At 74.2% G+C, this 11,268-nt stretch carries 6 protein-coding genes; 3 read left to right on the forward strand and 3 right to left on the reverse strand.

Going from position 1 to position 11,268, the window contains the following annotated elements; genetic code table 11:
- Positions 1-113: 113 nt before the first annotated feature.
- On the reverse strand, positions 114-1,979 hold the full coding sequence (locus L1885_RS15380) for a glycoside hydrolase family 13 protein (protein ID WP_235797679.1): 1,866 nt from the start codon (positions 1,977-1,979) through the stop codon (positions 114-116).
- 160 nt (positions 1,980-2,139) lie between these two features.
- Between L1885_RS15380 and L1885_RS15385 the strand changes: the two genes are divergently transcribed.
- A complete protein-coding gene (locus tag L1885_RS15385; protein WP_235797680.1) occupies positions 2,140-3,180 on the forward strand; it encodes a LacI family DNA-binding transcriptional regulator in 1,041 nt (346 codons plus the stop codon).
- A gap of 176 nt (positions 3,181-3,356) precedes the next feature.
- A complete protein-coding gene (locus L1885_RS15390; RefSeq protein ID WP_235797681.1) occupies positions 3,357-4,277 on the forward strand; it encodes a phosphatase PAP2 family protein in 921 nt (306 codons plus the stop codon).
- Positions 4,278-4,351: 74 nt separating this feature from the next.
- On the opposite strand, the gene L1885_RS15395 is transcribed toward L1885_RS15390, so the two are convergent.
- Together L1885_RS15395 and L1885_RS15400 are read right to left on the reverse strand one after the other, a co-directional pair.
- Positions 4,352-7,381, reverse strand: a complete 3,030-nt coding sequence (locus tag L1885_RS15395) for a bifunctional [glutamine synthetase] adenylyltransferase/[glutamine synthetase]-adenylyl-L-tyrosine phosphorylase (RefSeq protein WP_235797682.1) — start codon at positions 7,379-7,381, stop codon at positions 4,352-4,354.
- A 284-nt stretch (positions 7,382-7,665) separates the two neighbouring features.
- Positions 7,666-9,426: an NAD+ synthase gene (locus L1885_RS15400; protein WP_235797683.1), complete on the reverse strand. Its 1,761-nt coding sequence runs from the start codon at positions 9,424-9,426 to the stop codon at positions 7,666-7,668.
- 329 nt (positions 9,427-9,755) lie between these two features.
- Here L1885_RS15400 and glnA2 point away from each other — a divergent pair, with 329 nt between their 5' ends.
- The gene (gene glnA2, locus L1885_RS15405) at positions 9,756-11,117 is read left to right on the forward strand and encodes a gamma-glutamylpolyamine synthetase GlnA2 (RefSeq protein ID WP_235797684.1); all 1,362 of its coding nucleotides are present in this window, start codon (positions 9,756-9,758) and stop codon (positions 11,115-11,117) included.
- The last annotated feature ends 151 nt before the right edge of the window (positions 11,118-11,268 follow it).

Here is an 11,268-nt window from a genome sequence, read left to right on the forward strand (position 1 = left end):
AGCCCCCGTGCACCGCCAGCCCGGCCCGCGCCGGCCTCCCGCGCCCGGCCGCCCGGCTCCGGCCTCCCGCGCCCGCCCTGCCCGTTCCCCCGTCCGCCCGTTCCCGCGTCGCGTCAGCCGGTCCGCTCGCCGTCCGCCTCTTCGAGCGACCACCACACCGCGGTGTCCGGCGGGAGCACGGCGCCCGAGGCGTCCGCGTCCGGTCCCGCGCTGGTGAGCAGGACGCGCCCGGGCACCTCGAAGCGCACCGGGCGCCCGGTGGTGTTGGCCGCGCAGACGAATCCGGGCCGGCGCAGCGCCAGCACGCCCTCGGGGGCGTCCAGCCACTCGATGCCGCCGCCCGCGCCGAGACCGGGGTGGGCCCTGCGCACGGCGAGGGCGGCGCGGTACATCTCCAGCGTCGATCCCGCCTCGCCGCTCTGCGCCTCGACGCTCAGCGCGGACCACTCGCGCGGCTGCGGCAGCCAGCTGCCGCCCGCGCCGAACCCGTACGAGCCGCCCGCGCGCGTCCACGGCAGCGGGACCCGGCAGCCGTCGCGCAGCCCGTCCTGGCCGTCGCCGCGGAAGAACGACGGGTCCTGGCGCACCTCGTCGGGCAGGTCCGTCACGTCGGGCAGTCCGAGTTCCTCGCCCTGGTAGAGGTAGGCGGAGCCGGGCAGGGCGAGCATCAGCAGCGTGGCGGCGCGGGCCCGGCGCAGGCCGAGTGCGCGGTCGCCGGGCTCGCGCAGCTGCAGTCCGGCGCCCGGCGGGCTCGCGAAGCGGGTGGCGTGCCGTGTCACGTCGTGGTTGGACAGGACCCAGGTGGCCGGGGCTCCCACGGCGCCCATCGCGGCGAGCGAGCGGTCCACGACGGCGCGCAGCGCCGCCGCGTCCCAGGGGGTCTCCAGGTACTGGAAGTTGAACGCCTGGTGCAGCTCGTCGGGGCGCACGTACCCGGCGGTGCGCTCGACGGTCGGCGTCCACGCCTCGGCGACGGCGATCCGCTCGCCGCCGTAGGAGTCGAGCAGGGCCCGCCAGTCGCGGTAGACGGCGTGGACGCCGTCCTGGTCGAAGAACGGCACGACCTCGCCGGACAGGAGGCGCAGCGCGCCGCTGCCGCCCACGTCGGGCAGGCCGGGGGCCTTGACCAGGCCGTGCGCCACGTCGACGCGGAAGCCGTCCACGCCGAGGTCGAGCCAGAACCGCAGGACGGACCGGAACTCCTCGGCGACTGCGGGGTGCTCCCAGTTGAAGTCGGGCTGCTCGGGCGCGAAGAGGTGCAGGTACCACTCGCCGGGGGTGCCGTCGGCGCCGGTCGTGCGCGTCCAGGCCGGGCCGCCGAAGACCGACTCCCAGTCGTTGGGCGGGAGCCCGCCGTCCGGGCCCTTGCCCGGCCGGAAGTGGTAGCGCTCGCGCGAGGGGGAACCGGGGCCCTCGGCGAGCGCCCGGCGGAACCACTCGTGCTCGGTGGACGAGTGGTTGGGGACGAGGTCCACGATGACGCGCAGGCCGAGCCCGTGCGCCTCGCGGATGAGGGCGTCGGCGTCGTGGAGGGTGCCGAACACCGGGTCGACGGCGCGGTAGTCGGCGACGTCGTAGCCGGCGTCCGCCTGCGGCGACGCGTAGAAGGGGCTGAACCACACGGCGTCCACGCCGAGGTCGCGAAGGTACGGGAGCCGGGCGCGGGCGCCCGCGAGGTCGCCCATGCCGTCGCCGTTCCCGTCGGCGAAGCTGCGCGGGTAGACCTGGTAGATCACGGCGCCGCGCCACCACTCGGCGGCGGGCGCGGCGGGTTCCTCCGGTGCCGGGACGGCCGCGGGGCCGTTCTCCTCGTCCGGCGTGGCGCGCTGCGCCGGGGCCTCGGCGGCCGTGCGGGCGGGCGTCCGGACGGGGGCGGGGGCGGGGGCCGGCCGGGCCGGTGCGCGTCCGGGGACGCGCACGGTGGCGTCCGTGGAGGCGGGGGCAGCGGCGTCGGCGGCTGCGGCGGGCTGCTTGGTCATGTCGTCCCTGGTTCGTTCTGGCGCCGGAGGCGGTGGCCGTACGTGATCAGACCGTAACAGCGGGGACACATGCCGGAAAGGGCTTGCGCAATCTTTCAGCAAACTTTCGGCCACGCACCGTGTCCCCCCGCGCACCGGCCGTCCCGTACAGTCGCCTTCCATGACCGCACGACTGGCCGAGATAGCAGCACGCGCGGGGGTGAGCGAGGCGACGGTCAGCCGGGTCCTCAACGGCCGGCCAGGGGTGGCGGTGGGGACGCGCACGTCGGTCCTCGCGGCGCTCGACGCGCTCGGCTTCGCGCACCCCCTGCGCGAGCGCCGGCGGGGCGGGGCCCTGATCGGCCTCGTGATGCCCGAGCTGGACAACCCGGTCTTCCCCGCGCTGGCCCAGGCGATCGGCGCCGCGCTGGCCCGGCGGGGATGCACCCCGGTGCTCGCGACGCAGGCGCAGGAGGCCGCCGCCGAGGACGGGCTGACCGGGATGCTGGTCGAGCGGGGCGTCGCCGGACTGATCATCGTCTCGGGGCAGCACGCGGACACCACCGCCGACCCGGGCCGCTACGAGCGACTGCGGGCCAGGGGCGTGCCGTTCGTGCTGGTCGACGGGTTCTCGCCGGCGGTGCGCGCCCCCTTCGTCTCCCCCGACGACCGTGCGGCCGTACGGCTCGCGGTGACGCATCTGGTGGCGCTCGGGCACCGGCGGGTCGGGCTCGCGGTGGGGCCCGCCCGGTTCGTGCCGGTCGTCCGCAAGACCGAGGCGTTCCTCGACGCGGTGGGCGAACTGCTCGGGCAGCCCCGGGAAGAGGCCGAAAAGTACGTCGGGCACTCGCTGTTCACCCTGGAGGGCGGGCAGGCGGCCGCGGACGCGCTGCTGGACGCGGGGTGCACGGGGCTGGTGTGCGCGAGCGACATGATGGCGCTCGGCGCGATCCGCACGGTACGGCGGCGGGGCCTTCGGGTGCCGGACGACGTGTCGGTCGTCGGGTACGACGACTCCCCGCTGATGGCGTTCACCGATCCGCCGCTGACGACGGTGCGCAAACCGGTGCCCGCGATGGGCGAGGCGGCCGTGCGCACTTTGCTGGAGGAGATCGGGGGCACCCCGGCCCCGCACAGCGAGTTCGTGTTCCTGCCGGAGCTGGTGGTGCGGGGGTCGTCGGCCGCCGCTCCGGCGTTCCCCGCACCCCGCCCCGCGCCGTGAACCGCGTGGCGCCGGCGGCGCGGGGGCCGCGGCCGGAGTTGGGCGTGCGTTCACCACCGAGCCGCGAGGAATCGGCCTCGGATTGGTCATGCACCCCCCAAGGGCGAGCAAATGCGCGGTGAACGCGTCCGAGAGATGATCGGTTCGGTGGAGCCGTTCTGGCAAACTCTGTTGGTATGGGTGAACCGACCGTGAAAAGGCGGACGCGTCTCACGGCCGCGCCGTCACCCGATGGGGACGAGGAGACGAAGGTGGCCGACTCGCCGCCGATCACCGGTGCGTCGGCCGTCAGGACCGGTGACACGGCGCCGACCGTGCGCGGCTGGCTGCGACGGCGCCGGCTGCCGCACAAGCCGCGCATCTGGTTCGAGATCCTGCTGATCGCGGCGGGCTACTGGATCTACTCGAAGATCCGCAACGCCGTGCCGGAGCAGCGGACCGAGGCCCTGCGCAACGCCCGCTGGATCTGGGACGCCGAGCACCACCTCGGGATCGCCGTCGAGCAGTCGGTCAACCACGCCGTGAACTCGGTGACATGGGTGATCGTCACGATGAACTACTACTACGCGACGCTGCACTTCATCATCACGATCGGTGTGCTCGTGTGGCTGTTCGTGGCGCATCCCGGGCGGTACGCCGCTGCGCGCACCGTGCTCGGCGCGACCACGGTCGTGGCCCTCCTCGGCTACTACCTGTTCCCGCTCGCGCCGCCGCGCCTGCTCAGCAAGGGCTTCATCGACACCGTGGCCGTGCACCACACCTGGGGCTCCGTGTCCTCGGGGGACCTGAAGTCGGTGTCCAACCAGTACGCGGCCATGCCGTCCATGCACATCGGCTGGTCGCTGTGGTGCGGGCTGACGATCTTCGCCCTGGCGAAGGCGCCCTGGGCGCGCATCCTCGGCATGCTCTACCCGGTGTTCACGCTGTCGGTGATCGTCTCGACGGCCAACCACTTCTGGCTGGACGCCGTGGGCGGGGTGATCTGCCTGGCGTTCGGCTACGCCGTGGCGTACGCCTGGTACGGCACGATGCCCTACCGGCTGCCCCGGTTCGCGGTGGAGCCCAGACGGCGCCGGACGGATCCCGTCGGGGCCTGACGCCCCCGGGCCCGCCCCTCCCCCGTCCCGGCGGCGCGAGAGGGGCGGGCCCGCGCGGTGCCCGCCGCGGGGGGTCAGGGGGCGTCGTACCCGTAGAAGAGTTCCTCCATCACGGTCCGGGCCCTGCGCGTCGCGCGCCGGTAGTCGTCCAGCATCTCGCCGACGCGTCCCGGCCCGTAGCCCAGGTAGCGGCCGACGGCCGCCAGCTCCCTGCTCTCCGAGGGGAAGGTGTCGCCCGGCCGGCCGCGCACCAGCATGGCGCCGTTGCGCACCCGGGTCGCCAGGACCCACGCCTCGTCCAGGGTCGCCGCCGACTCGGGGTCGATCAGGCCCGCGTCCCGGGCGACGGCCAGGGCGGTGCGGGTGCGGGTGGTGCGCAGCTCGGGCACGGCGTGGGCGTGCTGCATCTGCAGCAGCTGCACCGTCCACTCGACGTCCGTGAGCCCGCCCCTGCCGAGCTTCGTGTGCAGGTTCGGGTCGGTGCCGCGGGGCAGCCGCTCGGTCTCCATGCGCGCCTTGAGGCGGCGGATCTCCCGCACGTCGTCCTCGGACAGGCCGCGCGAGGGGTAGCGCAGCGGGTCGATCAGCTCGATGAACCGGGCGCCGAGGCCCGGGTCGCCGGCCATCGGGGCGGCCCGCAGCAGCGCCTGGCTCTCCCACACGAGCGACCAGCGGCGGTAGTAGGCCCGGTAGGACGCGAGGGTCCGCACGAGCGGCCCGCTCTTGCCCTCGGGCCGCAGGTCGGCGTCGATCAGCAGCGGCGGGTCGGCGCTCGGCACCTGGAGGAGCCTGCGCATCTCCGTCACGACGGTCGAGGCGGCGACGGCGGCCTCGTGCTCGTCCACGCCCTCGCGCGGCTCGTGCACGAACAGCACGTCCGCGTCGGACCCGTACGCGAGTTCCTGGCCGCCGAAGCGGCCCATGCCGATGACGGCGAACCGGGTGGGCAGCGTGTCCCCCCAGCCCTCGCGCACCGCGGCGCGCAGGGCCCCGGCGATGGTGGCCGCGTTGAGGTCGGTCAGGGCGCGGCCGACCCGGTCGACGAGCGCGCCGTGGTCCTGTTCGGCCGGGCTCTCCTCCGTGCCGTACGAGCCGACGATGTCGGCGGCCGCGCTGCGGAACAGCTCCCGGCGGCGCACCCCGCGCGCGGCGGTGACGCCGCCCTCCGCGGTGTCCGCGCGGCCCACCGCGGCGACGACCTCCTGCTCCAGGCCGTCGCGGCCGCGCGGGCGCAGGCCCTCCGGGTCGCCGAGCAGCGCCACCGCCTCGGGGGCGCGCAGCAGCAGGTCCGGGGCGAGCCGGCCGGCGGACAGCACCCGGGCGAGGTTCTCCGCGGCCGCGCCCTCGTCACGCAGCAGCCGCAGGTACCAGGGCGTCTTGCCGAGCGCGTCGGAGACCTTGCGGAAGCCGAGGAGTCCGGCGTCGGGGTCGGCGGAGTCGGCGAACCAGCCCAGCAGCACGGGCAGCAGCGTCCGCTGGATCGCCGCCTTGCGCGTGACGCCCGACGACAGGGCCTCCAGGTGGCGCAGGGCCGCGACGGGATCGGCGTAGCCGAGCGCCTCCAGGCGCTGGCCCGCGGCCTTGGCGCTGAGCCGGGTCTCGCCGGGCGCGAGCTGCGCGACGGCGTCCAGCAGCGGCCGGTAGAACAGCTTCTCGTGCAGGCGACGCACGACGGTCGCGTGCCGCTTCCAGACCTTGAGCAGCTCCGCCACCGGGTCGGTGCGCAGGCCGATGGAGCGGCCGATGCGGCGCAGGTCCGCCTCGTCCTCGGGCATCAGGTGGGTGCGGCGCAGCCGGAACAGCTGGATGCGGTGCTCGACGGTGCGCAGGAAGCGGTACGCCTCGTCGAGCTGCGCCGCGTCCGTGCGGCCGACGTACCCGCCCTGGGCGAGGGCGCGCAGCGCGTCGAGGGTCGTGCCGCTGTGCAGGGAGGCGTCGCTGCGCCCGTGCACGAGCTGCAGCAGCTGGACGGCGAACTCGACGTCGCGCAGGCCGCCGGGGCCGAGCTTGAGCTCGCGTTCGGCCTGGGCGGCCGGGAGGTTGTCGACGACGCGGCGGCGCATCTCCTGCACGTCCGGCACGAAGTGGTCGCGCTCGGCGGCCTGCCACACGAGCGGGGTGACGGCCTGCTGGTAGGCGGCGCCGAGCGCGGCGTCGCCGGCGACGGGCCTGGCCTTGAGGAGGGCCTGGAACTCCCAGGTCTTGGCCCAGCGCTCGTAGTAGGCGAGGTGGCTGCTGAGGGTGCGTACGAGGGGCCCGTTGCGGCCCTCGGGGCGCAGGTTGGCGTCGACGGGCCAGATGGCGCCCTCGACGGTGGACTCCGAGCAGATCCGCATGAGGTGCGACGCGAGGCGGGTGGCGGCCCGCACGGCCTCGGTCTCGTCGGCGCCGGGGACGCCCTCGGGCACGTCGCCGACGAAGATCACGTCGACGTCGGAGACGTAGTTCAGCTCGTGGCCGCCGCACTTGCCCATCGCGACGACGGCGAGCCGGCACGCGGCGGCGTCCTCGGGGGCGGCGGCGCGCGCGATCGTGAGCGCCGCGCGCAGGGTGGCGGTGGCCAGGTCCGCGAGTTCGGCCGCGGTCTCGGCGACGTCGGTCGTGCCGCACACGTCGCGCGCGGCGATGGAGAGCAGGCAGCGGCGGTAGGCGACCCGCAGCGCGACCGGGTCGCCGGCCGCGGCGGCGTCGGCGAGCACGTCCTCGAAGTCGCTGATCCCGGGGTGCAGGTCGGCGGACTCGTAGGTGGCGAGGACCCGCCAGTCGTGCGGGTGGCGGGCCAGGTGGTCGCCGAGCGCCTCGGACGCGCCCAGGACGCCGAGCAGCCGGTCGCGCAGCGGCTTGGCGGTGACGAGGGTGTCGAGGAGTTCCCGGCGCGCCGGGTCGTCGTCGAGCTGCTCGTACGCCTCGGCGAGCCGGACGAGTCCGCGCAGCGCGAGGTCCGGGTCGGCGGTGGCGCCGAGGGCGTCGAGGAGGAGCGGATCGGCCCTTATGTCGGCGATGGCCGGCACGTCGAGGAAGCGCTCGGCGGCGGATGGGTCGGTGAATCCGTGGCGCAGCAGGCGGGTGAAGGTGCTGCTGCGGCGGCCCGGCGCCGTCGTCATCGGGTCTCTCCTTGTCCGGTCGCGGCGCCCGCGGGCCGGGTGCCCGCTGTGTCCGCGATGCAAGACTCGTGCGTTTGAGGACTGGGATCGAGCCTAGTCCCGGCGGGCACGGGGCGGGAGACCGGCGGGCCGCACGGCGCGGGACCGGCGGGCCCGGGGGCGGGAAACGGGTGGTGCGGCGGGGGAAGACGGGTGGTGCGGCGGGAGCCGTCGGCGGCCGGAAGACCGGCCGTGGACGGCGCCGGGCGGACCGGCGTCCTCCGGCCGGTCCGCCGTCCGCCGGGTCAGCCGGTGATCCGCTCGCGCCACCTGTTGGTCAGCGGCAGGCGGCGGTCCTTGCCGAAGCCCTTCGCGGAGATCTTCGTGCCCGGCGGGTACTGGCGGCGCTTGTACTCGGCCGCGTCGACCATCCGCAGCGTCCGCGCGACGAGCTCCTCGTCGTGGCCGAGCGCCACGATGGCGTCCTTGCCCTGGTCGCGGTCGACGTAGAGCGACAGCAGCCGGTCCAGCACGTCGTAGTCGGGCAGCGAGTCGGTGTCGACCTGGCCGGGCCGCAGTTCTGCGCTCGGCGGCTTGGCGATCGAGTTCTCCGGGATCGGCGGGGTGCGGCCGCGGTCGGCCGCGGCCCGGTTGCGCCAGCGCGCCAGGCGGAAGACGTCCGTCTTGTAGACGTCCTTGATGGGGGCGTACGCGCCGACGGAGTCCCCGTACAGCGTCGAGTAGCCGACCGCGAGTTCGGACTTGTTGCCGGGCGCGAGGACGATGTGGCCCTCCTGGTTGGACAGCGCCATCAGCAGCGTGCCGCGCAGCCGCGCCTGCAGGTTCTCCTCGGCGAGGCCGGTGAGCGCGAGGGCGTCCATGTAGGCGGCCATCATGGGCTCGATGCCCACGGTACGGAAGTGCAGGCCGGTGCGGCGGGCGAGTTCGGCCGCGTCCTCCTTCGAGTGGTCCGAGGAGTACGCCGAGGGCATGGACACGCCGTACACGTGGTGCGCGCCGAGCGCGTCGCAGGCGATCGCGGCGACGAGCGCCGAGTCGATGCCGCCGGACAGGCCGACGAGGACGCTGGAGAAGCCGTTCTTCGCGGTGTAGGCGCGCAGGCCGACGACGAGCGCCGAGTAGACCTCCTCGTCGTCGTCCAGCCGGTCCGCGTACCCGCCGGTCAGCTCGGGCTCGTAGGGCGGCAGCGGGTCGGCGGAGAGCGTCACGTGCTCGACCCGCAGGCCGTCGTCGACGGTCCCGGACGGCGGCTCGGGCGCGGCGGCGGGCAGGTCCAGGTCGAGGACGACGCAGCCCTCGGCGAACTGCGGGGCGCGGGCGATCGTCTCGCCGTAGCGGTCCACGACGATGGAGTCGCCGTCGTAGACCAGCTCGTCCTGACCGCCGGTCATGGCGAGGTACGCGGTGGTGCAGCCGGCCTCCTGGGCGCGCTTGCGTACCAGTTCGAGGCGGGTGTCGTCCTTGAGCCGCTCGTAGGGGGACGCGTTGACGGACAGCAGCAGGCCGGCGCCCGCGGTGCGGGCGGCGGGGACCCGGCCGCCGTCCTGCCACAGGTCCTCGCAGATCGCGAGCGCGACGTCGATGCCGCGCACCCGCACGACGGGCAGGGTGTCGCCGGGCACGAAGTAGCGGAACTCGTCGAAGACGCCGTAGTTCGGCAGGTGGTGCTTCGCGTACCGCAGGGCGACCCGCCCGCCGTGCAGCACGGCCGCGGCGTCCTGGGGCGCCCCGGCGGGCTGCCCGTACCGCGGCCGGGCGCTCTCGGAGCGGTCGAGGTAGCCGACGACGACGGGCAGGTCGCCGAAGCCCTCTTCGGCGAGGCGGGCGGCAAGCATCCGCAGCTGCTCGCGCGAGGCCTCCACGAAGGACGAGCGCAGGGCCAGGTCCTCGACGGGGTAGCCGGTCAGCACCATTTCGGGGAACGCGACGAGGTGGGCGCCCTGCGCGGCGGCGTGCCGGGTCCAGTGGACGACCGACTCGGCGTTGCCCGCGAGGTCGCCGACGGTGGAATCGATCTGATTCAAGGCGATGCGTAGTTGGGGCACCACGTCAGTCTAATCCGCTAATCGTCTTTCTGACGCGATATCGGTCCGGGCCGTCCGCCGGGCGTCCCTGAGCGGCCGGACGGCCGCCGCGGGGGCGCCCCCGCGCGGCGGCGACACGCGGAGGTCCTTTTGGCCGGTCCGCTCCGGTACCCGCGGGCCCCGTGGGCAGGCAGTATGGCTACCGGGGCGCGTGCGGGGTGCCCGGGGGCGCAACCCGCCGGAAACCCTGTGATGGCATGCTCGGTGCCGCCACATGTCCGCACAGACCGCCGGGGCACCAAACGGCACCGGAGCAACCAGCCTGACCAGCAAGGATGAGTGGAATCGAGATGGACAAGCAGCAGGAATTCGTGCTCCGCACGCTCGAAGAGCGCGACATCCGCTTCGTGCGCCTGTGGTTCACCGACGTGCTCGGCTTCCTGAAGTCGGTGGCGGTGGCCCCGGCGGAGCTGGAGCAGGCCTTCGACGAGGGCATGGGCTTCGACGGCTCGGCGATCGAGGGCTTCGCACGCGTGTACGAGTCCGACATGATCGCGAAACCCGATCCGGCGACGTTCCAGATCCTGCCGTGGCGCGCGGAGGCCCCCGGCACGGCGCGCATGTTCTGCGACATCCTCATGCCGGACGGCTCCCCGTCCTTCGCGGACCCCCGCTTCGTGCTCAAGCGCATGCTGGCGAAGGCCTCCGACCAGGGCTTCACGTTCTACACGCACCCGGAGATCGAGTTCTTCCTGCTGCGCGACAAGCCCATGGACGGCAGCCCGCCCACCCCGGCGGACACCTCCGGCTACTTCGACCACACCCCGCAGGCGGTCGGCATGGACTTCCGCCGCACCGCGATCACCATGCTCGAGTCGATGGGCATCTCGGTCGAGTTCAGCCACCACGAGGGCGCGCCGGGCCAGCAGGAGATCGACCTGCGCTACGCGGACGCGCTGTCGACGGCGGACAACGTCATGACGTTCCGTCTGGTGATGAAGCAGGTCGCGCTGGAGCAGGGCGTGCACGCGACGTTCATGCCGAAGCCGTTCTCCGAGCACCCCGGCTCCGGGATGCACACGCACCTCTCGCTGTTCGAGGGCGACCGCAACGCGTTCTACGAGTCGGGCGCCGAGTACCAGCTGTCCAAGGTGGGCCGGTCGTTCATCGCGGGCCTGCTGACGCACGCGGCGGAGATCTCCGCGGTCACCAACCAGTGGGTCAACTCCTACAAGCGGATCTGGGGCGGTTCGAGCCGCAGCGCGGGCGCGGGCGGCGAGGCGCCCTCGTACATCTGCTGGGGCCACAACAACCGCTCCGCGCTCATCCGGGTCCCGATGTACAAGCCGGGCAAGACCGGTTCCGCCCGGGTCGAGGTGCGCTCGATCGACTCCGGCGCGAACCCGTACCTGACGTACGCGGTGCTGCTGGCGGCGGGCCTCAAGGGCATCGAGCAGGGCTACACGCTGCCGGCGGGCGCCGACGACGACGTGTGGGCGCTGTCCGACGCGGAGCGCCGCGCGATGGGCATCGAGCCGCTGCCGCAGAACCTGGGCGAGGCCATCGCGCTGATGGAGCGCAGCGAGCTGGTCGCGGAGACGCTCGGCGAGCACGTCTTCGAGTTCTTCCTCCGCAACAAGAAGCAGGAGTGGGAGGAGTACCGCTCGGAGGTCTCCTCGTACGAGCTGCGCAGGAACCTGCCCGTGTTGTAGACACACGGTCATGACTGAGACGAGCACTACGGACCGGACGGCGGGCAGGGGCGAGGCGCCGCGGCGGGGCGGGGCCTCCCCCGCGCCGGGCGCCCCGGAGGCGGCCGAGGTCGAACGGGCGGTGGCCGACGCGACCGCGGAGGGGCCCGGC

The sequence above is a fragment of the Streptomyces fuscigenes genome, from assembly GCF_021556455.1.
GTDB classification, from domain to species: domain Bacteria; phylum Actinomycetota; class Actinomycetes; order Streptomycetales; family Streptomycetaceae; genus Streptomyces; species Streptomyces fuscigenes.

Excerpts from the sequence above, each read along its gene's own strand:
- glnA2 (WP_235797684.1), top strand. The coding sequence starts at position 9,756 with ATGGACAAGCAGCAGGAATTCGTGCTCCGCACGCTCGAAGAGCGCGAC.
- L1885_RS15385 (WP_235797680.1), top strand. The coding sequence starts at position 2,140 with ATGACCGCACGACTGGCCGAGATAGCAGCACGCGCGGGGGTGAGCGAG.
- L1885_RS15390 (WP_235797681.1), top strand. The coding sequence starts at position 3,357 with ATGGGTGAACCGACCGTGAAAAGGCGGACGCGTCTCACGGCCGCGCCG.
- L1885_RS15380 (WP_235797679.1), bottom strand. The coding sequence starts at position 1,979 with ATGACCAAGCAGCCCGCCGCAGCCGCCGACGCCGCTGCCCCCGCCTCC.
- L1885_RS15395 (WP_235797682.1), bottom strand. The coding sequence starts at position 7,381 with ATGACGACGGCGCCGGGCCGCCGCAGCAGCACCTTCACCCGCCTGCTG.